Raw genomic sequence first — 24,312 nt, forward strand, 5'->3', positions numbered from 1 at the left:
TGTCACGAAGGGCAGCGCACGCCCGCGAGTCGGGCGGCGGTGCGGGTGGTCATGGGGTTGACGAGTACGCCGGTGCCGACGGTCATCGCGCAGGCATGCAGACCGAGTGAAATGCCGGCTTCGGCCGAGGCCTCCGGGTCAAATGCGTAGCGCCATCGAGCGGCGGCTGGGGAGTGAAAGAGGGCGACGATGCCGATGACCTTGACGTCCGGGGGAATCGGTTCGCTCACCGTGTAACTGCGTCCCGGCAGCAGCGTCATTTCCCGTACGCCGACCAGATCGTCTCCCAGCAACTGCCGCTCGCCGCCCTGATCGATGAACTGGTCGTATCCGAGCGCGCTGAAGCCGGTGTCGGCCTTCAGTTGGTACAGGCGAACCACCAGGGCGAGTGGTTCTCCGTCCCTGCTACCGTTCAGCGCGTCCCCCGCATCGAGGCGGATCGTGACGTGCCGCACGCCGTCGGCAGGTTGCTTGAGTCCGCTGGTTTCGAGGGCTGCGTTGACTGCGGCGCCCACAACCTGCAAGGCCGCCGTCGTGGTGCACGCGGCCAGTGTCAGCGCGCAAAGGACCGCCACAGCGGCTGATCGCAAGGAGGCAGGACTGGGAAGGGTGGGGCGTGGGTGCTGCACTTGGGGCTGTGTGGTTCCGGATGTTGTGTATGCAAAAATGATATGCGAAACGCGTTGCGGCGAAGCGAATGTCAATGTACTATTCGGAGCCTGATTTTGCAATGCGGATGGCATTGGTCGGATGTTTGAACACGCAGGTTTCAGGGAGGGGGCATGTCGAGCCAGAAGCGGTGGGTGATCGCCAGTCTTTCGGTGGTGTTTTTCAGCGGGTGCGCAACCACGCCGAAGCCGTTGCCCGATCTGGAGTTTGCCCAGGTCATGGAGGCGTCCGAGCAGCAGGTCGACCTGCTCGTTGGAGAGAACAAGCGCGCTGAAGCGGTTGGCCTGCTCCGTCAGGTGGCGCGGCAGAACCCGGCCCGCAAGGCGCCATGGGCGCGTCTGGTCAAGCTGTATTTCGAGGCGGGCAACTACGGCGAGGCGATTGTCGCGTCCGACGAGGTGCTGCAGCGGGATCCGGCCGACCGGGTCGCCAAGAGCGTGCGCGCGGTCAGCGGGCTGCGGGTTGCAACCCGGTCGCTCGCCGAGCTGCGCAATGATGAAGAGATGACGGGCTCGGCCCGGGTGGACGCGGTCAACCTGGCCAAGGTGCTGCGGGAGACGCTCGGTGAGGCGGTGCTCGTGCCGCCCGTCGAGGAGGCGGACGACGCGCCGCCGGTGGAGAAACATGTCCAGCGCCGGGTGCGACGTCCGAGACGGGAGAGGCCGGCGCGGTTGGCAAAGCCGGCGACGGTGGCCACTCCGGTGCCCGAGGTCAATGGTGACCCGTTCAGCGTACTCAAGTGAATTCGGTTGGTGTGTCGGCCAGTCTTCGGCGCGCACAAGCCCGGACCCCATGATCAGGAGAAGATGACGTGTCCAAGAAGGAAAGTGTTCAAAAGCGCCTGCAGAAGGTGCGTCCCCCGCGTGTTCAGCTCACCTACGATGTGGAAAAGGGCGATGCCGTGGAGCAGAAGGAGATTCCCTTCGTGGTCGGTGTGCTCGGCGATTTTGCCGGTCAGAGCGAAGCGCCCCAGGGCAAGCTGCGCGATCGCAAGTTCGTCAATGTAGACCTCGACAACTTCGACGATGTCATGGGCGGGATTGCGCCGCGCGCAGCGTTTCGCGTTCGCAACCGCCTCTCCGATGAAGGTGGGGAGTTGGGCGTCGACATGACCTTCAATACCTTCGACGACTTTCGCCCCGAAGCCGTGGTGCAGCAGGTCGAGCCTCTGCGCAAGCTGATGGAGGCGCGCTCCAAGCTGGCCGATCTGCGCAACAAGCTGGCCGGCAACGAGAAGCTCGAAGATCTGCTTGCCGAAGTGCTCCAGAGCACCGAGCAGTTGCAGGAGCTGGGGGCAAACGCGAAGCGCGAGGAGGACGAACAATGAGCGCCGAGGCACAGATGAGTGGTGGCGCCGCCGTTGCCGAAGGCGGGCTGCTCGACTCCATCGTCGAGCAAAGCCGGGTGGCCCGTTCCGATGCGGAGCGCTTGCGGGCCAAGGACATCATCGGCGAGTTCGCTCACCAGGTGCTCGAAGGCGAGGTGCTTGTATCCGACAATCTGGCGGCCTCGCTCGACGCGCGGGTGGCCGAGCTCGATCGGCTGATTTCCGCCCAGTTGAGCGAAATCATGCATGCGCCCGCGTTCCAGGCCCTGGAAGGTGCCTGGACCGGGCTGCACTACCTGTGCAAGCAGACCTCCACCGGCGAGCAGCTCAAGATCAAGCTGATGAGCGCGACCAAGAAAGAGCTGATCAAGGATTTCAAGACCGCGATCGACTTCGATCAGAGCGCGCTGTTCAAGAAGGTGTATGAAGAAGAGTTCGGCACCTTCGGGGGTTCGCCGTTCGGCACCCTGGTCGGGCAGTTCGAATTCTCACGCCAGCCCGAAGACATGTACCTGCTCGAGCAGATGTCGCATGTCGCGGCGGCAGCGCATGCTCCGTTCATTTCGGCGGCCGCACCGGACATGTTCGGCCTCGAATCCTTCACCGACCTGGGCAAGCCGCGCGATCTGTCCAAGGTGTTCGACACCGTCGAGTACGCCAAGTGGAAATCCTTCCGTGCGGCCGAGGATTCGCGTTACGTGGGCCTGACCCTGCCGCACTTCCTCGGTCGCCTGCCCTACAACCCGATCGACGGCATCACCACCGAGGGGTTCAACTTCGTCGAGGAGGTCGATGGTACCGACCACCGCAAGTACCTGTGGTGCAACGCGGCCTTCTCCTTCGCCGCGCGCCTGACCAGCGCCTTCGAAAGCTACGGCTGGTGCGCCGCCGTGCGTGGTGTGGAGGGCGGTGGTCTGGTCGAGGATCTGCCCACGCATACGTTCCGCACCGACGACGGCGAGATCGCGCTCAAGTGCCCGACCGAGGTGGCCATCACCGACCGGCGCGAGAAGGAATTGAGCGACCTGGGTTTCATGCCGCTGGTCCATTGCAAGAACACCGACTATGCCGCCTTCTTCGGGGCGCAGTCGTGCCAGAAGCCGAAAAAGTACGACACCGACGCGGCCAACGCCAATGCGTCGCTGTCCGCGCAGCTGCAGTACATCTTTGCTGTCTGCCGCATCGCCCACTACATGAAGGCGATGATGCGCGACAAGATCGGCAGTTTCGCTTCCGCCGCCAACGTCGAGACCTATCTGCAACGCTGGGTGGATCAGTACGTGACGGCCGACGATTCCGCCTCCCAGGAAACCAAGGCCCAGTTCCCGCTGCGCGAAGCCTCCATCGAGGTGAGCGAAGTGCCGGGGCGCCCGGGCGTGTATCGGGCCGTGTCGTTCATTCGTCCCCATTTTCAGCTCGATGAGCTTTCGGTATCGCTGCGCCTGGTGGCGGAGCTGCCGAACGCCAACGGCTAGACCGCATTGACCCCGCAGACCCCTTTCATATTCAAGGAGCAGGAAAGCAATGAAGGATATTTACGTCGAGTTCAAGGGTAGCGACATCAAGGGCGACTCCCGCGACGCCAAGCACAAGGACCAGGTGGAAGTGGCCACCTGGAGCCACTCGATGCGCCAGCCCAAATCGGCCACGGCATCGGCTGCAGGCGGGCACACCGCCGAGCGTGTCGAGCATGGCGAAATGATCTTCACCAAGGACATCGATGGGTCCAGTCCGAAACTCTATCAGGCGTGCTCGTCGGGCCTGGTCATCAATGACGTGGTGATCTACTTCTACCGCGCCTTCGGTGGCAAGAACACCACCGGGAATCCGAGCGGGACGCAGAACCGCCACCAGTACATGAAGATCGAACTCAAGAACGTGATCGTCGCCGCGGTCTCGCCGTCCGTGTCCGATGAAGGCATTCCGGCCGAGACGTTCTCGCTCAAGTATTCCGCTGTCAAGTGGACTTACGACGAGCTGAACATCGACGGCAACAAGTCCGGCAAGGTCAACATCCAGGGTGCCTGGAACCTGGCCAAGAACACGCCGAGCCTGACCTGATCGGTCATCTTGTCCAAGCAACGGCGGAACGGGTGTTCCGCCGTTGTTTTTGTCTGCCACTGCCGTGAAAGGTTTCGAACCCTCCCTGCTCGATAAGCTCTTTGGTGACGATGTGCCGGCACCCGCACGTCGGCAGCTGAGCCTGGACGAGATCAAGGATTCCGTGGCCCGGGATCTGGAGGCCCTGCTCAATACCCGGACGACTCTCGACGAAGCGCTGGCTGCGCGGTATCCGGAGGCCATGCGCTCGCTCGTCAGTTTCGGTCTCAACGATTTCGCCGGATTGTCGCTGGCCAGCGTTCACGATCGCGCCCGCATCTGTCGGGCGATCGAACTGGCCATCGCCCGGCATGAACCCCGCCTCCAGGCGGTGCAGGTGCGACTCGAACTCAATCGGAATGCGATCAATGCCCTGTTCTTTTCCATCAAGGCCATGCTGGTGATCCGTCCTGCCCAGGAACCGGTGAGTTTTGACGCCATGCTGCAACCGACCACGCTGCAGTATTCGGTGAACCGGCATGCCGTGCGTGCCACGGGGGCGTAAGTGGAAGATCTGCTGCCCTTCTACGAACGTGAGCTGGCCTTCCTGCGCCGGCATTCGCGCGAATTTGCCGAGCGCTATCCCAAGATCGCCGCGCAGTTGCTGCTCACCGGCGAGGGCTGCGACGATCCGCACGTGGAGCGGATGATCGAGTCCTTCGCCTTGCTCAACGCACGCGTCAGCAAAAAGATCGAGGACGGTTACCCCCAGTTCACCGAAGCACTGCTGGGTGTCCTGTATCCGCACTATCTACGGCCTTTTCCCTCGTGTTCCATTGCACACTTCGATACCGAAGGCGCAGATCTGCAGATGTCTTCCGCGGTAACGCTTGGGCGCGGTGCATTGCTCAACTCTCGTGCCATGGGCGGCGCGACCTGCCGGTTCCGGACGATCTGGGATCTCGAACTGCCTCCTGTGCGTATCGAGAACGTGTCGTTCGATCCGCTGGCCCAGGCACCGGCGCAGGTGCGATTGCCGGTCACGGTGACGGCCGTGCTTACGGTCCGGCTGCGTCTGCCCGGCGCCGAAGGCGGATGGTCACGCCACGGGCCCGGCCGGCTGCGTTGCTACATCGACGCCGAGGCATCGGTGGCGGCGGCGCTGCGCGACAGCCTGTTCCTGCGCCTCGTGGGGGTCTGGGCATCATCGGAGGACGAGCGTTGGCACCCGGCGAGCCGCGAGCTGGTCCGCCCGGTGGGTTTCGCCGATGACGAGGCGATCATCGAGATGCCATCGTCTAGCCATGCGGCCTATCGTCACCTGACCGAGTATTTCGCCTTCCCGGAGAAATTCAACTTTTTTGATCTGGAGATCGGGCGGGTACCGACGGCAGCTCGCCAGGGCTCCGTGCTGAATCTTCATCTTGCCTTTTCCGGACTGCGCGCGGAAGGCGACGCCTCGCGATTGCTGCAGGGGTTGGGCAAGGACGGCATCCGTCTGGGTTGTGTGCCGGTGGTCAACCTGTTCGAGCAGCGCGGCGAGCCGATCCGTGTCACCCACCGCAAGGCGACCTATCCGGTCCTGGCCGATGCCCGCCGGGCCCATGCGTACGAGGTGTATTCGATCGAATCGGTGCGCCGCGTGCGTCAGACCCCCCAAGGGGAGACGATCACCGAGTTTCGCCCGTTCTTTTCCCTGCGCCACGGCGAGGTGCCCGAGGAGGATGGCCACTACTGGCATGCGGAACGCAACGCCCTGGTGGCCGAGCGCAGCCCGGGGCATGAGCTCGAACTGACCCTCGTCGATGCCGACTTCGACCCATTGGCCGAGCAGAGCGACACCCTGAGTCTCAAGCTCATGTGCACCAATCGTGACCTGCCGACCCGCATGTCGATCGGTATGCCCAGTGGGGATCTGTTTCTCGACGGGGGCTCGATCGCGCGTCGTATTCGCCTGTTGCGAAAGCCGACGGCGCCGTTGCGCTTCGACCACCGCCGTGGCGGGCTGTGGCGACTGGTATCCCACCTCGCGCTCAACCATCTGTCGCTGACCCGCAGCGGTCTGGCCGCCTTCAAGGAGATGCTCGCGCTGTACGACCTGCCGCGCACCGCCGTCAGCCGGCGCCAGATCGACGGCATCGTCGCCATCGATCATGCCTGCAAGACCGCCTGGCTGCCCGGTGCGCCCTTTGCCAGCTTCGTCCGGGGGCTCGAAGTCACGTTGACGGTCGACGAGGCGAGTTTCGTGGGCACCGGCCTGCATGTCTTTGCCCAGGTGCTCGACCGCTTTCTCGGGCTGTATGTCCATCTGAACAGTTTCATTCAACTGGTGCTCGTGTCGAGCCGAACCGGGGAGGAGTTGATCCGATGCGAACCGCGCACCGGCGATTCGATCCTGGGCTGATCGACCAACTGCGTTCCGAGCCTCAGGGCTTCGAGTTCTTTCAGGCGGTGCGCCTGCTCGATCGCTATCTGGCCGAGACGGGCAGGGCGCGTCGCGACGACGAAGGTGCGCTGTCCGGGGTGCTGCAATTTCGCAATTCGGTCGAACTCGGATTTTCACCGAGCCAGATCGAGGCGCTCGAGATCGAACATCGGGCCGAGGCCGATGACGCCACCGAGGGCGCCATCGCCCGCATCCGGATCACGCCGGCCTTCATGGGCCTGCTCGGCATCCACGGTGCCTTGCCCGTGCATTACACCGAAGCCGTGGTGCAGCGTGAGCGCTACCGTCGCGATCACGCGTCGCGGGCGTTCTTCGATCTGTTCTCCAACCGGTCGCTGGGCCAGTTCTACCGGGCATGGCGCAAATACCGACTGCCGATCCAGTACGAAGCCGACAGACGCAATCGCTTCCTGCCGCTGATCCTCGCTTTGGGGGGATGGGTTTCGACGCCTTGCGTGACCGTCTTGCCTCGGGCGCCGGCGCGGTCGACGACGAGTCGATCGCCCACTTCGCGGGCCTATTGCGGCAGCGGCCCGTGTCCGCATGGGCGCTGCAATCGATGCTGGCGCAGTACTTCGGGGTGCCGATCCGCATCGAACAGTTTGTCGGCCGCTGGTATGTCCTGCCCGAAACGCAGCGCACCGAGCTCGGATCGGCCAACGCCTGCCTTGGCAAGACGGCCTTGGCCGGCGAGCGGATCTGGCAGTCAAACCTGCGCGTGCGCCTGCATATCGGGCCCCTGCCGCTGGACACCTATCACGCCTTCCTGCCCGGCGGCGATCTGGTGGCAGCGCTGGAGAAGCTGCTCTCGCTCGCCACCGGCGCCCAGTTCGAATACGAGGTTCGTCTCATCCTGCGCGCGGCCGATGTGCGCCCGGTGGCCCTGTCGTCGCAAGCCCCGGCCCGACTGGGCTTCGATGCCTTCATGGTGTCCCGGGCGGCTCAGGAAGACCGGGCCGATACCACCTTCGAACTGCACGCCATTCACTGACTCTTCATCTGGATCCCCCATGAGCACCACTTCCCTGAAGACCCTCATCAGCAAACTGAACGATCCATGCCGGACCGCGGCCGAGCGCGCGGCCAACCTGTGCATCGCCCACGGCAACTACGAAGTGGATCTCGAGCACCTGTTCCTGGCCTTCACCGAACAGCCCGATTCGGATTTCATCACCGTCGCCAAGCGCAGCGGCATCAGCCCGACCGCGCTCGAGCGCGACCTGGCGGACGAGATCGGCCGCTTCCGGAGCGGCAACACACGCACTCCGGTGTTCTCGCCCCATCTGCCCAGGCTGTTCGAGCAGGCCTGGCTGATCGCGTCGCTGGATACGCGCAATCCGCGTATCCGGTCCGGTCATCTCCTGCTGGCGCTGATGAACGAGCCGGACCTGTCACAACTGGCTTATCGGGGATCGAAGCAGTTCGCCAGGATCAAGCGCGAAGCGCTCAAACACGAATTCGACACACTCACGGAGGGGTCGGCCGAGGCCCGTGCGATCGCGGGCCTCTCGGACGGTGATACACCGACAGATGACGGCGAGTCGGCACCGATGGCCGCGCCCGGCGGGAGTGCCACCCCGGCCCTCGATCAGTTCACCACCCGGCTGACCGAGCGTGCGCGGGCTGGCCGGATCGACCCCGTGATCGGCCGCGATGCCGAGATCCGGCAGGTCATCGACATCCTCATGCGCCGCCGCCAGAACAACCCCATCCTCACCGGCGAGGCCGGCGTGGGCAAGACCGCGGTGGTGGAGGGGCTGGCGCTGCGCATTGCCGAGGGCGACGTACCGCCGCCGCTGCAAGGTGTGGAACTGCACACGCTCGACATGGGCTTGCTGCAGGCCGGCGCGAGCGTGAAGGGGGAGTTCGAGAACCGGCTCAAGAACGTCATCGACGAGGTCAAGAAGAGTCCGGTGCCGATCATCCTGTTCATCGACGAGGCCCACACCATGATCGGAGCGGGTGGGCAATCCGGCCAGAACGACGCTGCCAACCTGCTCAAGCCCGCTCTGGCGCGCGGTGAGCTGCGCACCGTCGCGGCCACCACCTGGGCCGAATACAAGAAGTACTTCGAAAAGGACGCAGCCCTGGCCCGCCGCTTTCAGGTCGTCAAGGTGGAAGAGCCGAGCGAACCGCTGGCCACGGCCATGCTGCGCGCCATGGTGCCACTCATGGAGCAGCACTTCGGCATCCATGTGCTCGACGAGGCGGTTGCCGAGGCCGTGCGTCTGTCCCATCGCTACATCAGCGGCCGCCAGCTGCCCGACAAGGCCATCAGCGTACTCGACACCGCCTGCGCCAAGGTGGCCCTGGGCCAGAGCGCCACGCCCGCGCTGATCGACGAGGCGGATAAGCGTCTGACACGCGAACGCGCCGAGCTGGCCGCACTCGAAAAGGAGGCTGCCTGCGGCCTGTGGCACGACACGCGGATCGGCGAACTCAAGGCGCACATTGCAAGCCTCGAGGCCGAACTTGATGAGCATCGCCAGCGCTTCGAGGAGGAAAAGGCGCTGGTGGCGGACATCCTGCAGCGGCGCGCCTCGCGTGCGGCCAGTGATGGCGCTCCGGTCGAGGGGCCCAAGCCCGGCAAGCGCAAGCGGAACGGCAAGGCCGGCCCGGAGAACGAGGTGGACGCGCTGGTGGGGCGCTTGCGAGCGCTCCAGGGCGAGGCGCCCATGGTCCCGCTGCAGGTGGATGGCCACGTGGTGGCTCAGATCGTGGCCGCCTGGACCGGCATTCCGCTGGGCAAGATGGTCAAGGACGAAATCCAGACCGTCCTCAACCTGCAGCCGTTGCTCCAGGCCCGGGTGATCGGCCAGGATCACGCCCTCGAGGCGGTTGCCCAGCGGGTATGCACCGCGCGTGCGAATCTCGAAGACCCGAACAAACCCAAGGGGGTGTTCCTGTTCGTCGGCCCCTCCGGCGTCGGCAAGACCGAGACCGCGCTGGCGCTGGCGGACGTCCTCTACGGCGGCGAACGCAAGTTGATCACCATCAACATGAGCGAGTACCAGGAAGCGCACTCGGTGTCCGGCCTCAAGGGCTCGCCGCCGGGTTATGTCGGCTACGGCGAGGGTGGGGTGCTGACCGAGGCGGTGCGGCGCAATCCCTATAGTGTCGTCCTTCTCGACGAGGTGGAAAAGGCCCACCCGGATGTGCTCGAGCTGTTCTTCCAGGTCTTCGACAAAGGGGTGCTGGACGATGCCGAGGGGCGCGAGATCGATTTTCGCAACACACTGATCATCCTGACCAGCAACGTCGGCTCGAGCCAGATCATGCAGGCCTGCCTGAACAAGGCGTCGGCCGATCTGCCCGCGGCCGATGCCCTGGCCGACGCGCTGCGCCCCGTGCTGTTCAAGCATTTCAAGCCCGCCTTTCTCGGACGCATGAAGGTGGTGCCGTTCTATCCGATCTCCGACGACGTGCTCGCCCGGATCATCGACCTGAAGCTCACCCGCATCCGTGACCGGGTGGCAGCCAACCACAAGGCGGAATTCACCTGGGACGACAAGCTGGTCGACGCCGTGTTGGCGCGGTGCACCGAAGTCGATTCGGGGGCGCGCAATGTGGACCACATTCTCGGCGGCACGCTGTTGCCGCAGGTGGCGCAGGAGGTGCTCGCGCGCATGGCCGGGGGCGAAGCGATCGCCCGCATTCGCGCCACTGCGCTGAAGAGCGGTGATTTCCGCTACAGCATCAAATGAAGAGGCCGGGAGTTCGCGGCATGCGCCTGATCAAGCATCCTGGTTTCATCCATCGGTACGGCATCCTCGGTCTGGTGGCGTGGGCGATCGCCGGATGCGCTGCTTCATCGGTTGCGGTGCGCTCTGCGGCCGATCCCCAGCCGTCGGGATTCGCCATGAGCGTCGCGCGTCTGCTCGAGCATGCGCAAGGGCAGCCGGTCACGCCGCTGCCGCCGTCGGTGTCGAACGCCATGCGCAAATCGCTGGCGCGCGATCAGGTGCGCATGTTCATCGCCGGCGTCATCGACAGCGGTGAGGGTCGGCGCTGGTGCGTCGGGGGCAGTGGCCAGTCCCGAACCGACGTCGATCAGTGGCTACTCGATGTGCTCGCCCGTGACCGGGTGCCGAACATCCCTGCCGCCACGGCCATTGCGGGGCAGCTGCAGCGTCGCTTTCCATGTCCGACCACTGCCACTGCGGCACGCGACGAGCCGTTGTTGCGGAACTAATCCATATCGCATAATTCCATGCGTCGATATAGTCCGAGAGTCGTTCCAGCGTCGCCTTTGTCTGCCACGGCCGACAGTGCGCCCGCTCAGCCCGAGCCTCTCGAATCATGCCGACAGATCGTATGAATTTCCTGCCCCTTGGCGCGTCATGGACGCAGACCGACCGCCTGCTCGTCTTCCACACCCCGCTGGGGGCCGACCTCATGCTCGCGGAGTGCGTGTGTATCCGCGAAGGAGTGGGGCCCGCGCGTGAGCACGCCGGGTTTCGTATCGAGCTGTCGGCGCTGTGCCCCCGCGCGGACATCGCCCCGCAGCAGCTCATCGGACAGCCGGTTCGACTCGATCTGCAAACCAGCGGGTCCCGCACCGAGCGTCGTCCCTTCCATGGGCATGTCACGCGTTTCGAGCGCACCGGCGCCAACGGCGGGTTCGCCCGCTACCGGCTCGTCATCGAGCCCTGGCTCGCATTTCTGGGACATCGCAAAGACAGCTTCGTCTTTCAGGACAAGACCGTCTTCGACATCGTCGACGAAGTGCTCGGCGACTGGCAGGGACAGGGCGCATTGGTCCCCGCCTGGCGTTGGGAGGTGGCCGACCGGTCGATATATCCGCAGCGCTCCTACACCGTCCAGTTCGAGGAAACGGATCTGGCCTTCCTGCGCCGGCTGCTCGCCGACGAAGGTCTGTTCTGCTGGTTCGAGCACCGTGCGGACGACTCGTCCGCCCTCGGTGCACATACCCTGGTGATCGCGGATCACAACGGCGCGTTCGTCGACAATCCCCAGGCCCATATCCGCTTCACCCAGCCGGGTGCCACGCTGGCCGAGGACAGTATCGACCGTTGGGCAGGGGCGCGCCAGCTGGGGGTGAGCGAATCGGTGGCTGGCGCCTGGGACTACCGCGCCGCGCTCCGGCAGCGGCAAGGCGCGTCCAGCCGCATCGACAACGCCGAGACGCCGATCCCGCTCACGGCAACCGACGACGCCGGTCAGTACGCCTGGCAGAACAGCGCCCAGGGCGAGCGCCGCCTGCGCAATCGCCAGCAGGCCATCGATGCGGCGGCCAAATGCTTCGACGCGGAGGGCACCGTGCGCACCCTCGCACCGGGCACCCTGTTCCGTCTGGGCGAACATCCCGATCACGACCTGGACGATGACCCCGATCAGCGCTTCGTCGTCGTCGCGGTGACCCATCACGCCCGCAACAATCTCGCCGAGCACATTCCGCAAGCGATCGAAGCGCTCGGTGCCGTCGATGGCGACGGATCGGCGCCTGTCGATCTGTACCGCAACCATTTCACCACCCTGCGCGCCCACGTTCCGTGGCGGATACCGGCCCACAATGCCGCCGGGCGCTTCGTCTTCCCGCGCCCCCGGGCACGGCTGCTCGGCGCCGTGGTCGTCGGCCCGGGTGAGCCCACCCACACCGACCGCGATCTGAGGGTCAAGGTGCAATTTCCCTTCCAGCGCGGCGGCTGTGCCGCCAACCGCAACGCCCACCCGGCCGGGGGCAACAACGCCCCCGCCGACGACACCCTGGGCGTGTGGCTGCGCATGGCCACCCCCGTGGCCGGCGCCAACTGGGGCGGGCACTGCGTGCCGCGGCCCGGGCAGGAAGTCAGCGTCGGCTTCCTGCACGGCGACATCGACCGCCCCGTCATCCTCGGCGCCAGTTACAACGGCCGGGGCAACAGCGACGCGGCCGGCAACCGGCAGGCGCAAGGCGACATGCTCACCAGCGCCAACGCCCCCGCCTTCTTCGCCGGCGAATCCGCCGAGCCCCACACCCACGGCGCCAGCCTCTCCGGCATCAAGACCCAGCAGTTGTCGGCCAGTCGCAGTGGGGCAGGCGGATTCAACCAACTCGTCTTCGACGACACCCCCGGTCAGAGCCGCATCGAGCTGGGCACCACCGAATACGCCAGCGCCCTGCAGATGGGGCATCTGAAATGCCAGGACGACAACGCCCGCCATCAAAGCCTCGGCCACGGCGCCAGTGTGCACACCCGCGCCAGCGCTGCCGTGCGCGCCGGCAGCGGCCTGCTCATCAGCGCCGATGCCCGATCTGGCGCTCGCGGACCCCACCTGGACAGCACGGAACCCATCGCGCAGACACAGGAAGCACAGACCCTGGCCACCGCCCTGGCCGATGTTGCCGGCAAACAGAACGCCGCCCTCGACGGCGACGCCCCGGCAAGAGCGCTGAGCGCCAACGCCGCGCTGCAATCGGCCGTCGAGGTGATGGGCGCCACCGCCACCAGAGCCGGCAGCGCCAGCAGCGCCGGCGAATTCGTCGCCGCTCAAGGCGGCACTGGCACCGTCCCGGCCTGGTCCAGACCGCGCATCCAGTACGCCGCCCCCAAGGGCATCGCCCAGCTCACCCCCGCCAACGCCGTGCTCGTCTCCGGCAAGAGCGCCAGTTTCACCACCGGGCACGCCGGCAACTGGGTCGCCCAGGCCAACCACAGCCTCGCCACCAGGGATGGCATCGCCCTGTTCACGGTGGGCAGACACGAAGGCGGCGGCCCGAACACCGAAACCGGCATCCACCTGCACGCGGCCAGCGGCAAGGTGAGCACCCAGGCCCAAAGCGGCCCAATCCGCGCCGCCGCTGACAAGACGGTGACCGTGGCCAGCACCACCGCCAGCGTGAACGCCAGCGCCAAGGGCCACATCCTCGCCACCGCCCAGGGGGCGTATCTCAAGATCGAAGGCGGCAACATCCAGCTTCACGCCCCGGGTGCGGTCAGGCTCAAGGCCAGCCAGAAGAATCTGACCGGGCCGGCCAGTGCATCGCCAGCGGGGTTGAGTTTCCCGAAAGGGGGCGATCCGGCGATCGCTGACTGCGCACGGCAGGTGTTCGACGAGAAGTTTTGCGTCAAGCACGAGGCGACCGGCGAGCCGCTCCGGTATTTCAACTACCGCATCGAAGACGATTCAGGCCAAGTCCTGGCGCGAGGCATGACCGACGAGGCCGGCATGACCTCCCGTGTCGTGGGTTCCAATGCGCAAGACCTCAAGATTATTGCTGACGACGATTGACGCTCATGAGTGAAACAGCTACTGCCCAAGTCCTTGGCGAAGCGCGCACGAACACGCGAAAAGACACCGTTGTGGATGTGCTTGCCAACATCGACGAAGCGCTTCTGCTGTTCGATCCCGCCCGCAACCAGTTGGTCGAAGTCACCCGGGAGCACGCTAAAGAGTTTCTCGAAGAAGCCAACCGGATGAAGTCGCTGGCTCAACGACTTGTCGAGGCGCGGCAAAAGGTGCTCGAACTCAGTGAGCAGTTCGACGAGGCGGCCAACGCCAAGCATCCTTCGCTCGAACGACTTGCCATTCTCAAGGAGCAGATCGCCGAAGCACGCAAGAAGTACGACACCGTGTACGACGAAATCAAAGAGAATTTGGGTGACCAGGGCTATCTATCGACCAAGGGCGACGGCAAGGAGCTGATCGAGCTGATTCCGTTGGCACGACGCAAAGGCAGTGGTGCGCCTAAGGAGTGGGGAAGAAAATGGACCTACGTGCGCTCCGACAAGATGAAGAACCACTTGCGCGCGTACAAACTGAGCAAGGTCGACTCCGCTGTCGAGCAGGGCGAGAGCTTTGTGCGCAACGGGCGTATCGACCCCAAGCAGCTTGGCAAACAGTTCGGCAAGCTCGATACGAAAGTGAAGAACGAATGGTTCAAGGCTCATGACGCCGGGTATCTGTTCCCGAACCTGCAGGTGTGGGCCGACACCCTGAACCAAAAAGCCAGCGAAGCGCTGCCGGCGCGTTTTAAGCCCGAAATCAGCCTGTTCCGCTATTTCGCCGGTTGTGGCGCGGGGAGTGAGTGGAAGCCCCTCGAAGGGAAGATGTCGGGCAAGCTCAATGGCAGTGCGGAACTGATGCTCGCCCACGGCGAATGTAAGACCGAAGGCTTCGCGCCGAACGAGCATGGCTGGGTGCTGGGTATGGTCGGTGCCAAGAGCGGTACGCCATATCATATCGGGGCCATCCGTCTGGCCGGCAGCCTCAAGGTCGAAGGGGCTGTGGGCGCCAGCGTGGCTGCGGAATTGTCGGTGGAGGTGGACTACTCCTCGATGACCGGAAAGCCCAGCGTCAAAGGGGCACGGCGCCCCAAGAAGAGCACGGGGACGCCCAAGAGGGTACGGCTCGATGTTGTGGATGCCGGTGTCAATGCAGGTGGTGACGCGTTTGCTGGCATCAAGGTGGGCGGAGAAGTTACCGGGGCGATCCAGTACAAGAGTCCGGAGAAGAATCAGCAATTCGAGGACATCGCCAAGGTCGGGCCGAAGGTGGATGTGATGTTCGGCGCTGGGGCGGCGGCTTCATTTGTGCTGGATTTCCGGGATGGTCGGTTCCGCTTCAAGGTGAAGGCCGGTTTGTGTTTCGGCCCCGGCGCCAAGGGCGAGTTGGGGCTGGAAGTGGACGTGAACCAGATTGCCAGCTTCATGCAGTGGTTCTTCCATGCGCTGCTCAATGCTGGGTTCGAGTTTGTTGAGGTGGTGACGGACGATGCCTACAAGGCGGCGATGCGGTTGCAGGTAATGATGGTTAAAAACATCAAGAGCGCGTACGAGAATATGGACCTGGCTTGGGATCAATTCAAGAAAAGCATGGCAAGAGAAGCCGGCCGCGTTGAGCTGATGAATCGCGTCATCAAGTCCCCCGACATCTTGCGGCATTGCGCCCCAGAGGCTCACGGCATCCTTCTCTGGGAGCTGAGCCGTCACGGCAAGCTTACCAAGTCAGCTTTCCTTTGGCAGAACTCAGAGGATTGGGAAGTGCTTGGACGCCGCAAGCGCGCCATCATGCAGATTCTCGAATGGCAACAGTGCCGCAGCCAGTTCAACAATACAGTTCAGCACATGCACCCGGAAGGCCGGAAGGGTGATTTCAACACCAATATGACGCACCTGCTCAACTTCATGGAAATCGGGCCGGGCGACAGCGACTACGACCAGAACCTGTGGGACCTCTACACGGGGCTGCCGGAGACGCCACCGAAGGGCTATCCGGTGGTGCTCAATACAACCCACCAGTTCTGGCTGAACGCGAAGTTTGAGTCGACCACGTACTTGGCGCAGATGCGGGCGAAGACAGAGGTGATCGTTTAGCGAAGTTGAGTTGGATCGGGTTGATTGACGGCGCAGCGGAAGCTTTGCCGCGAGAAAGGCGCTCGATTTTTTTCGCTGCCCCATAGAAGGATTTTCGGATTCTCGTGATATCTGTCGACATGAGGAAAACCGCCGAAGTGGATGCCCTCGTTCATGGGAAATCCGCGATACACCTTTTCGATGCCGCTCTGCGGCCCTTTCGGATTGTGCGTCTCCGTCATGGCCTGGTAGGCATCCGGCGCATACCAGTCGTTCACCCAATCGAACCCGTCGCCAATGAGGTCGTAAAGGCCGAGCTTGGAAGGCGCGAATTTGCCGACCGGGTAAAGAATCCCTTTGCCAATCAGTTTTCGCTTTTGCTCATGGGTTGGGTAGTTGCGCCCCTCTTCAATCAGTCCCGTGTCGGTCGGATACGGTTCGTGATAGGTCTTACGCCCCGCGCTGGCGGCGTACTCCCACTGCGCCTCGGTCGGCAGATCAAAGGGTAGCCCGGTCACTTTGCCCATCCACAGACAATAGTCCTTGGCCTGCTGCCACGTGACTCCTGCTGGGATGTCGTCAGACTGTCGGGCATCCTGCCAAATGAGTTGCCACGTTTCATCCCCCTTCGGCGGATGCGCCGGCAACCCGTTCGCCTCCACGAACACGTCGAAATCCCCATACGTCACCTTGTACTGCGCCATGGAGAAGGCATCGAGCGTGACCCAGCGCGGCGGTTTGTTGTCGGTGCCGAGCGTGAAGGGCGGGTTGTCGCCGAGTTTGGCGTCCGGCCCGACTACGGCGCCGCTTTCCTTCAGTTCGTCCGTCATCAACGGACCCGGATCACCCAGCCAGAATCCTCCGGCGGGGATGTGGCTCATGTGCTTGAGGGTTTTTGCCACGAGCACATCCACCCGGGCTTGCTGTTCAGGCGTGAGCGATTCGGGTGCGCCAGTGCTGCAGGCGGAGAGCAATGCGGCCAACAGACCGGCAAAGACCGATTTACGAAACAAATGAGTGGGGCGGGTAGGCTCTGAAGATGACATTGGCGAATTGTGTAGCATGTGTGTCAGCACTGAATTATAACGTTGGCATGAAATGTATGTGTGCAAACAGCCGCTGTGGGAATGTTTCGGGAAAAGACCGTGTTCGAGATCGAGTTGCTCGGCGAATCGACTCTTTCATATGTCCGTCATGCTCCAGTTGAACGGAGCCTTGTTTCCCAATCGGTGGTGTGGCTACGGGGAAGAAGGTCACGACATGTGGTGCGCGGCCAGTGGGATGAAAGCTAGACCTTGAATGACATAGAGGATTTTCGGGGCATCTGAGTCATCGGCGAAATATGTCGGATATGAACGGGATGCGCTCGCATAGCGGCTTCGGGCCTGCGCCATGCCTAAACTGAGTCAGACGGAGCGGCCGTTGCTCTGCGCATCGATCGGGTGGAATGTATACTGTTTGTCATTTTATGATCCGAATGTCATTGACGTTATTGTGTCAATTCGGGCGGCGGTCAAGGGATTGGCGGACGCCGTCTGCGCGCGTCCCGCGCCCCTGACCCGTCTGCGAGGACAAATGAACCATGAACCTGAATGAATTGCTGGCCCCGTTGGCCGGGCCGTCGCCGTGTGGCGAGGACATGCTGTTTTCCGAGGCCTTCGACCGGATTGCGCAGATGCGCCGGTTCGATGATCCGTCGCTGAGCCAGGGGGAGTGGCAGACCGAACTGAAGGAGGCGGATTGGGGCGGGGTGGTGCGCGAGTGTGCCGCTCTGTTGAGCACGCAGACGAAGGATCTGCGCCTCGCGGTGTGGATGACGGAAGCGTTGACCCTGACGCGGGGGTTTGGTGGTCTGGCGCAGGGGTATGCGTTGACGGCGGGGTTGGTCGAGGGGTTCTGGGAGACCGTGCATCCGCTGCCGGACGAGGACGATCAGGAGCAACGCATCGGGGTGCTGGGCTGGTTGCTGGGTCAGTCCGAGCGGCTGATCCGGCAGGTGCCGATCACCGATTCGCCCCGTGGGCGCTACAACTCGCTCGATCTGGTGTCGGTACAGGCGCTGGCGCAGGCGATGGAGCGCGCTCCGGGCGAGGCGGAGATCCTGAAGGCTCAGGCGCGCTTGACCCAGGACGATTTCGAGGCGGCCCGGCGCGATACGGCGGGGGCGTTTTTTGCGCAGGCGGTTGCGGCGGCTCAGTCGGCCGGACAGGCGCTGGCGAAGCTCGAAACGGCAATCGACGCACGGTTGGGGATGGATGGGCCGTCCTTTTCCAGTGCGCGTGAGGCCTTGGATGGGGTCATCGACCAACTGGGGCGGTATGCCCGCGAGGCGGGTGTGCATGCGGCGGTCGACGGTACCGGGGCCGCGCCGGAGAAGGCGGCGGCCGAATTGTCGGAGGGCGCGATGCCGTTGGAGACGCACGATCCTGCCCCGTCGGCGAGCCTGACGGTGGGGACGATCCGGAGCCGGGCGCAGGCCATTGGTCAATTGAAGGCGGTGGCCGAGTTCTTTCGCCGCACCGAGCCGCACAGCCCGGTGGCCTATCTGGCCGACAAGGCGGCGCGCTGGGGCGACATGTCGCTGCACGAGTGGTTGCGCACGGTGGTGAAGGACGATGGCGCGCTGGCCCATGTGGAAGAGTTGCTGGGCGTGCCGTCCAAGGTCGTGAATGCGGACGAGGACGGCTATCGCTGAGCCGGCAGGGGGGCGTTCGCACCGGGGCGGGCGGCCAGGGCGGTCATGACGCCGGCGATGCCGATGACGATGATGCCCACGGCGCCGATCGGGCCGGGCAGCTGGTCGAAGAACAGCCAGCCGAGCAAGGTGGCCCAGGCCAGTTGTACGTAGAGGACCGGGCTGAGGGTCGAGGCCGGCGCGAGACGAAAGGCCTGGATGAGCAGAAAGTGGCCGATGCCGCCGAACACGCCCATGCTGGTCATCTGCATCAGGGCGCGCGCATCCGGCAGCGGGCCCGCCCAGATCCAGGGTAGGGCGACCGACATGCACACCGTGCCCACCAGGGCGGTGTAAAACAGCAAGGTCAGCGGGCGTTCCGTGGGCGAGAGCAGGCGGGTGAGCACCTGGTAGCCGGCAAAGCCACCCGCGCCGCACAAGGCCAGCGCGAGACCGGTGAGGTCCACATCGCCGGTCGGGCGTGCGACCAGCAGGACACCGACGAAGCCGAGCACCACCGCCGCCCAGCGCAGCGGGGCGACGTGTTCGTGCAGTACGAGTCGGGCGAGCACGGTCACCAGCAGCGGCGCGGAGAACAGGATCGCGGTGGTCTCGGCCAGCGGCATGCGTTGCAGTGCGGCGACGATGAACCAGGAGGTGATCAGCAGGCAGCCGGCGCGGACGATCTGCAGCGCTGGCCGCCGCGTCGACACCAGCCGGCGCCCCATGCGCGGCATGAGCAGGGCGCTCATCAGCAGCAGGTGGACGCTGTAGCGGACCCACACCAGCAGGGAGACCGACCAGTGCCGACTCAGGTGCTTGCTGGTGCTGTCGAGCAGCACGAAGAACAGGACCGCGGTCACCAGCAGCGCGATGCCGCGCAGCGGGTGCGTTGCCTCAGGGCGTGGGTCGGACACGGCGTTCGGGCCTGGTCATGGTCGTCGGGGCTCGGGGCCGGCCTCAGTGGCCGAGGGTGAAGCGGAAGAGGGCGCCGCCCTGGTCGGGCGATTCTCCCGAGATGGTACCGCCGTGACGCCGGATGATGCGCTGGACCGTAGCCAGACCGATGCCGTTGCCGTCGAATTCGCGCGGCGAATGCAGGCGCTGGAAGGGCTGGAAGAGCTGATCGGCATAATTCATGTCGAACCCGGCGCCATTGTCCTCGACGATGAAGGCGGTGGGGTCGCCGTCCCGGCAGGTGTAGACGCGAACACACGGCGCCGTTGCGTCGCGGGTGAATTTCCAGGCGTTGCCCAGCAGGTTGTCGAGCACGGAGTGAAGCAGCAGCGGGTCGGCGCGGGCCATCATGCCCGGCTGGATGTCCCAGCGCACCCGCCGCGTCGCGTCACGCTCGTCGAGTTCCTCGGCGATCCGTTTGGCCATGTGGGTGAGGTCGATCCGTTCACGCTGCACGGGTTTGCGGGACAGGCGCGCCAGGTCGAGCATGTCGTCGATCAGCCGGTCCATGCGGTCGACCGCGGTGCGAATGCGCGCCATGTATTCGCCGGCCCCGGCAGGCAGGGCGTTGCCGAACTCGGTGGCAAGCAGGCGGCTGAAGCCGGAGATGGCACGCAAGGGGGCACGCAGGTCGTGCGAGAGCGAATAGCTGAAGGTTTCCAGCTCACTGAGCGCCGCCTCCAGTTCGGCGGTGCGCTCGCTCACCCGCGCCTCGAGGGTGTTGCGCAGTTGCTCGAGAGCCTCGGTAGTCTGCCGCGCGCGAGTAGTGTCGCGCACCATCAGGGTCATGCCGCGGCCGCCGTCCTCGACATGTTCGTGTCGCGAAATGCGGGCGTTGAACCACTGGGCGCCCTTGGCCGAATCGACACGGTAGTCAAAGCTCTGCACGTCGTCCCCATGTGCCAAGGCGGCTTGCGCGCGCTGCAGGTGGTCGGCCGCGGGTGACGGGAGCAGGGCGTCGAGCGATTTTCCGATGAGGACGCCATGGTCGAAAGGGAAGCGGGTCGGGGCCGGATTGGGGTAGTGATCGCGCACCACCCGATCGGCGTCCACGATGAGCATGAGGTCGTCCATGCCCGACAGTGCGCTGTGCAGGCGGCCGGCGGCGGCCTGGCGGGCCTGTTCGGCGGCGATGCGTGCGGAGATATCGCGGCCGACGACCATGAGCGCCTTGGGCTGCCCATCGGGGTCGAAGATCGGCGTCTTGATCATGTCCAGGTGGCGCACGCCGGGCGCCGAACGGCGTGGCAGCGCCTCCAGGAAGCGGATCGGTTCGCGCTGTGACCAGGCCCGCAGGTCCGTGTCGTTGCAGCGCCGGAGCATGTCGTCCAGCGGCGCCGGGGCCAGCGCGGCGAGCTCGTCGTTGGTACGCCCGCGCCAGTCGCGGTCTTCCAGGCCATACATGCGCAAGCCGGCGGTGTTGGCCATTTGCCAGCGGCTGGCCGGGTCTTTGACCGCGATGAAATCCGGCGAGGTTTCCAGCAACGCGACGAGGCGTTCCTCGGTGTCATGCAGGGCCAGTTCCATGCGCGTCTGGGCGGACAGGTCATGGACGAAGCCACCCACGTAGCATTCGCCGCAGAAATGCACGCGGGTGAAGAACAGCTCCACGGGAATCGTGGTCCCGTCGGGGCGTCGCAGGCCGGTGCGTTTGCGGATGTCCGGCCCGGGGGGCTGGGCGTGCCGGGTCAGGTCGTGGGCGTCGTCGAGCAGGCTGAACAGATCCTGCGCCAGCGGGGTGTCCGCGGCGCTGCCCACGAGGGTATCGAAAGCGCTGTTGCGCATGGTGATCCGGCCGCTGCCGTTGGCCCAGACCAGCGGCAGCCCCATGGCGCCGAAGGCATGGCGGCTGAAACCGAGCCATTCGCCGGCTTCGGCGGCGACCTGCTCGTCCACCAGAATGAGCAGGATGTCGCCGCTGCCCAGCGGGCAGGCGCGCGCCAGAATGGCACGCCCCCCGGCGCGCAGCGTGACCGGCGCCTCCCCGTGCGCGAGGCCGAGCAGGGCGGCCAGCCGCGGGCGGCTGTCGTCGTCGAGCCTCCGAGCCAGATCGTCCCGGTCGACCAGTTCGGCGCGACCGTCGATATCGAGCATCTGATGGGTGGCCGCATTGGCGAAACGGATGTCGCCGTGCGGTTCGATGAGGCACAGGCCCAGCTCGTGAGTGCGCGAGAGCAGCTGGTCGAGCAGGTTGCCCTGCGCGACGAGGCGCCGGTGCGCGTCGATTTCCTCTGCCTGGCGGGAGATCATCCTGCGCAGAACTTCGACGTAGCGGTGCTCGAGGCAGCGCACGATGTCGTGCTGCGAGAGGATGCCGGCGATCCGCCCGGCGCGGGTGACGACGACATGGCGGATGCGGTGGATGCCCATCAGCTGCGCCGCCTCGATGACGGGGCGGTCGGCCTCGAGGCCGATCACCGGCGTGCTCATGCGCGCCGCCAGACACACGGCTGCCAGATCCTCCCGCGCGGCGAGCATGCGTGTGATGTCATGGGTGGTGATGACGCCGGCGGGGGTGTCGTCCTCATCGACCGCGATGACGCAGCCGACGTGGGCTTCGCGCATGGTGCGCGCCACCGCGTCGACCGATGCCGTCACCGGCAGCGTGTGCGGGCGTACCGTCATGATCTGTTCGAGGGCGTCGAGGTGGGCAAAGTGTTCGATGCCCATGCGGTCGAGAATGGCCGATTCGCCGAGGATGCCTGCGAGCTGTCCGTCGGGTGCTCGCACCAGGGCGTGACGCACGCCGCGCGTGAGCATGCGCTCGTACACGTCCACGTAGCTTTCGGCGGCTTCACACCACAGCAGCGGCTGGCTGCATACTTCACCGAGCAGGCGCTCGTACTGCAGGCCACCCAGGGTGAGCTGGACCGCGGTGCGTTCGGTCAGGATGCCGACGAATTCGCCGCCCGCCTCGGCCAGCACCGCGGCGGACGGAGCACTGGCCAGATGCGCCAGGGCCATGTCGAGCGGCGTCTCTGCCGGCAGGCAGGTCGGCGCCTGCGCGAGCAGGCCCGCGCTGGCCGGCGCCGGGGGGCGCAATGGTGATGCCGGGGGTTGTTCAAGCACGTGCCAGGTCCGGATTTATGGGCCGCTGCGGCGGCGTTTGTTATCGATACCCTTCGCGGCAAATATTAGCGCGTATGGGGCCGGATGCAAGGACGATGCAGTTCGGGTAGGGGGTCGGCGGGCGTCTCAGGGGTGCGCAGGGCCGCCGCGCCCGGGCGGATGCGGGGTGGCAACCCACTGGTTGAGAATCTGGCGCACGGCGTCGGGCAGTTCGGCCGCCCCCATGCCGATCGGGCCGATGCCGCGGGTCAGCAGCAGGTCGGCCGCCGCGCCGTGCAGATGCACCCCGGCCGCGACCGCGTCGTCCATGTTCAGCCCTTGGGCCAGCAGGCCGCCGAGCAGGCCGGTGAGCACGTCGCCCATGCCCGCCGAGGCCATGCCCGGATTGCCGGTGCGGTTGATGCGCCACTGCCCGTCCGGACGCGCGATGAAGCTGCCGCAGCCCTTGAGCACCACGTGGCTGTCGAAGTGACGCGCCAGCGCCAGCGCCGACTTCAGGCGGTCGGCCTGGATCTCGTCGGTGGAGATGCCCAGCAGGCGCGCCGCTTCGCCCGGATGCGGCGTGAGCACCATCGGCGCTTCGCGCTCGCGGGCCTGCTGCGCCAGGCGCGGGTCGCTGCCGAGCAGGTTGAGCGCGTCGGCGTCGAGCACCAGGGTGGCGCTCGAGTGCAGGGCGCGTTCGAGCAGCGCGCTGGCGGCCGCGTCGCGCCCCAGGCCGGGGCCGATGGCGATGGCGTTGCCGTCGGCCAGGGCGTGTTCGGCGCGGCGGATCATCAGCTCCGGCTGGACCTGGTCGACCGCCGGCCCGCGATCGTCGAGCAGCCCCACGAACACCCGGCCGGCGCCGACCCGCAGGGCCGCCCGACCGGCGAGCAGCGCCGCACCGCACATGCCGGGCGCGCCGCCGACGATGACCGCGTCGCCGAAATTGCCCTTGTGGGTGTTGAGCTTGCGCGGGTGCAGCGCGTGCATGAACAGCTTCGTGCACACTTCCCAGCCTTGCGCAGGCAGCTGGCCGTTGGCATCCAGGTCGAGCCGCTTGAGGACGATCTCGCCGCAGTGATCCGGTCCGTCGAGAGTGAGTTGCCCGGGTTTGAGGGCGATGAAGGTGACCGTGTGGGTGGCTTCGAAGGCGATGCCGAGCACGCGGCCGGTGTCGGCGCACAGGCCGCTGGGCACGTCGATGGACATGCGCGGGCCGGGCAGCGCGTTGAGGCTGCGGATCCAGTCCGCGTAACGCCCCTCGATCGGGCGGCGCAACCCGATGCCGAACAGGGCATCGACCACCAGCGCCCAGCCGCCCGGCGGCGGCGCCGGCAGGTCGGAGAGGGTTTGTCCGCCCGCGTCGGTCCACGCGGTGTAGGCTTTGTGGGCATCCACCGGCAACTGGTCGGGGTTGCTGGCGAAGGCCACCACCACTTCGCGGCCGGCCTGCATGAAATGGCGCGCCATCACGAAGCCGTCGCCGCCGTTGTTGCCGGGGCCGCAGGCGATCAGCAGGGGCCCCGGGCGGTCGATCATGAGGCGCACCGCCTCCTCGGCCGAGGCGCGGCCGGCGCGCTCCATGAGCGGTGGCTGTGCGGTGGGCATGACGGCATGTTCGATGGTGCGGATGCCGGCAACGGGGTAGATGGGCTGGCAGCAGTTGTGCATGGCCTGGCGGGTCTCGAAGGATCGGGTTGGCGACATTTTACGCTCGAACCGGTCGTGCAACGGGCATCGGGTCGACGTTTCCGCCGGTGGTGGCCATCAAGAATTCTCGTCCTATACCGTAAGCCATAGATGATCCGGTCGAATGCGATGCTTTTTTCGTTTGGCGGCGCAGGGGTCAGGG

At 65.4% G+C, this 24,312-nt stretch carries 16 protein-coding genes and 1 pseudogene; 12 read left to right on the forward strand and 5 right to left on the reverse strand.

Annotated elements, in window-relative coordinates:
- Positions 1–2 precede the first annotated feature (2 nt).
- Positions 3–743 (reverse strand): type VI secretion system lipoprotein TssJ, encoded by a 741-nt coding sequence (gene tssJ, locus G3580_RS07185; protein WP_173764613.1) that lies wholly within the window; start codon positions 741–743, stop codon positions 3–5.
- Between the two features lie 39 nt (positions 744–782).
- Here tssJ and G3580_RS07190 point away from each other — a divergent pair, with 39 nt between their 5' ends.
- From G3580_RS07190 to G3580_RS07240, 11 genes and pseudogenes are all read left to right on the forward strand, one after another.
- The gene (locus tag G3580_RS07190; protein ID WP_228720795.1) at positions 783–1,412 is read left to right on the forward strand and encodes a tetratricopeptide repeat protein; all 630 of its coding nucleotides are present in this window, start codon (positions 783–785) and stop codon (positions 1,410–1,412) included.
- Between the two features lie 68 nt (positions 1,413–1,480).
- The gene (gene tssB, locus G3580_RS07195; RefSeq protein ID WP_173764614.1) at positions 1,481–1,996 is read left to right on the forward strand and encodes a type VI secretion system contractile sheath small subunit; all 516 of its coding nucleotides are present in this window, start codon (positions 1,481–1,483) and stop codon (positions 1,994–1,996) included.
- The gene (tssC, locus tag G3580_RS07200; protein WP_173764615.1) at positions 1,993–3,471 is read left to right on the forward strand and encodes a type VI secretion system contractile sheath large subunit; all 1,479 of its coding nucleotides are present in this window, start codon (positions 1,993–1,995) and stop codon (positions 3,469–3,471) included. Before tssB ends, tssC begins: the two co-directional genes overlap by 4 nt.
- Before the next feature lie 49 nt (positions 3,472–3,520).
- A complete protein-coding gene (locus G3580_RS07205) occupies positions 3,521–4,057 on the forward strand; it encodes an Hcp family type VI secretion system effector (RefSeq protein ID WP_173764616.1) in 537 nt (178 codons plus the stop codon).
- Between the two features lie 64 nt (positions 4,058–4,121).
- On the forward strand, positions 4,122–4,601 hold the full coding sequence (tssE, locus tag G3580_RS07210) for a type VI secretion system baseplate subunit TssE (protein ID WP_173764617.1): 480 nt from the start codon (positions 4,122–4,124) through the stop codon (positions 4,599–4,601).
- Positions 4,602–6,440 (forward strand): type VI secretion system baseplate subunit TssF, encoded by a 1,839-nt coding sequence (tssF, locus tag G3580_RS07215; protein ID WP_173764618.1) that lies wholly within the window; start codon positions 4,602–4,604, stop codon positions 6,438–6,440.
- Positions 6,404–7,473 (forward strand): annotated as a pseudogene (gene tssG / locus G3580_RS07220) (type VI secretion system baseplate subunit TssG). The gene tssF and the pseudogene tssG overlap by 37 nt, the downstream one beginning before the upstream one ends.
- 19 nt (positions 7,474–7,492) lie before the next feature.
- Positions 7,493–10,186, forward strand: a complete 2,694-nt coding sequence (gene tssH, locus G3580_RS07225) for a type VI secretion system ATPase TssH (RefSeq protein WP_173764619.1) — start codon at positions 7,493–7,495, stop codon at positions 10,184–10,186.
- Between the two features lie 20 nt (positions 10,187–10,206).
- Positions 10,207–10,674 (forward strand): Rap1a/Tai family immunity protein, encoded by a 468-nt coding sequence (locus G3580_RS07230; protein ID WP_173764620.1) that lies wholly within the window; start codon positions 10,207–10,209, stop codon positions 10,672–10,674.
- Between the two features lie 122 nt (positions 10,675–10,796).
- Complete coding sequence (locus G3580_RS07235; RefSeq protein WP_173764621.1) at positions 10,797–13,715, forward strand: type VI secretion system Vgr family protein; 2,919 nt, start codon at positions 10,797–10,799, stop codon at positions 13,713–13,715.
- 5 nt (positions 13,716–13,720) lie between these two features.
- On the forward strand, positions 13,721–15,799 hold the full coding sequence (locus tag G3580_RS07240; RefSeq protein WP_173764622.1) for a hypothetical protein: 2,079 nt from the start codon (positions 13,721–13,723) through the stop codon (positions 15,797–15,799).
- On the opposite strand, the gene G3580_RS07245 is transcribed toward G3580_RS07240, so the two are convergent.
- The gene (locus G3580_RS07245; RefSeq protein ID WP_217424625.1) at positions 15,796–16,680 is read right to left on the reverse strand and encodes a formylglycine-generating enzyme family protein; all 885 of its coding nucleotides are present in this window, start codon (positions 16,678–16,680) and stop codon (positions 15,796–15,798) included. The two genes, G3580_RS07240 and G3580_RS07245, sit on opposite strands and share 4 nt — an antisense overlap.
- A gap of 680 nt (positions 16,681–17,360) precedes the next feature.
- Between G3580_RS07245 and tssA the strand changes: the two genes are divergently transcribed.
- Positions 17,361–18,473 (forward strand): type VI secretion system protein TssA, encoded by a 1,113-nt coding sequence (gene tssA, locus G3580_RS07250; RefSeq protein ID WP_173764624.1) that lies wholly within the window; start codon positions 17,361–17,363, stop codon positions 18,471–18,473.
- Here tssA and G3580_RS07255 read toward each other — a convergent pair.
- The 3 genes from G3580_RS07255 to G3580_RS07265 form a co-directional block, all read right to left on the reverse strand.
- Positions 18,464–19,369, reverse strand: a complete 906-nt coding sequence (locus G3580_RS07255) for a DMT family transporter (RefSeq protein ID WP_228720796.1) — start codon at positions 19,367–19,369, stop codon at positions 18,464–18,466. The genes tssA and G3580_RS07255 overlap by 10 nt on opposite strands.
- 43 nt (positions 19,370–19,412) lie before the next feature.
- The gene (locus G3580_RS07260) at positions 19,413–22,478 is read right to left on the reverse strand and encodes a CBS domain-containing protein (RefSeq protein WP_173764625.1); all 3,066 of its coding nucleotides are present in this window, start codon (positions 22,476–22,478) and stop codon (positions 19,413–19,415) included.
- Positions 22,479–22,604: 126 nt separating this feature from the next.
- A complete protein-coding gene (locus G3580_RS07265) occupies positions 22,605–24,131 on the reverse strand; it encodes an NAD(P)H-hydrate dehydratase (RefSeq protein WP_173768664.1) in 1,527 nt (508 codons plus the stop codon).
- Positions 24,132–24,312: the final 181 nt, after the last annotated feature.

The organism is Nitrogeniibacter mangrovi (assembly GCF_010983895.1).
In the GTDB taxonomy this organism is placed as follows: domain Bacteria; phylum Pseudomonadota; class Gammaproteobacteria; order Burkholderiales; family Rhodocyclaceae; genus Nitrogeniibacter; species Nitrogeniibacter mangrovi.

What these genes read in the sequence shown, in the direction of transcription:
- tssJ (WP_173764613.1), bottom strand. Translation starts at nt 743, where the DNA reads ATGCCATCCGCATTGCAAAATCAGGCTCCGAATAGTACATTGACATTC.
- G3580_RS07190 (WP_228720795.1), top strand. Translation starts at nt 783, where the DNA reads ATGTCGAGCCAGAAGCGGTGGGTGATCGCCAGTCTTTCGGTGGTGTTT.
- tssC (WP_173764615.1), top strand. Translation starts at nt 1,993, where the DNA reads ATGAGCGCCGAGGCACAGATGAGTGGTGGCGCCGCCGTTGCCGAAGGC.
- G3580_RS07205 (WP_173764616.1), top strand. Translation starts at nt 3,521, where the DNA reads ATGAAGGATATTTACGTCGAGTTCAAGGGTAGCGACATCAAGGGCGAC.
- tssH (WP_173764619.1), top strand. Translation starts at nt 7,493, where the DNA reads ATGAGCACCACTTCCCTGAAGACCCTCATCAGCAAACTGAACGATCCA.
- G3580_RS07230 (WP_173764620.1), top strand. Translation starts at nt 10,207, where the DNA reads ATGCGCCTGATCAAGCATCCTGGTTTCATCCATCGGTACGGCATCCTC.
- G3580_RS07235 (WP_173764621.1), top strand. Translation starts at nt 10,797, where the DNA reads ATGAATTTCCTGCCCCTTGGCGCGTCATGGACGCAGACCGACCGCCTG.
- G3580_RS07240 (WP_173764622.1), top strand. Translation starts at nt 13,721, where the DNA reads ATGAGTGAAACAGCTACTGCCCAAGTCCTTGGCGAAGCGCGCACGAAC.
- tssA (WP_173764624.1), top strand. Translation starts at nt 17,361, where the DNA reads ATGAACCTGAATGAATTGCTGGCCCCGTTGGCCGGGCCGTCGCCGTGT.
- G3580_RS07265 (WP_173768664.1), bottom strand. Translation starts at nt 24,131, where the DNA reads ATGCACAACTGCTGCCAGCCCATCTACCCCGTTGCCGGCATCCGCACC.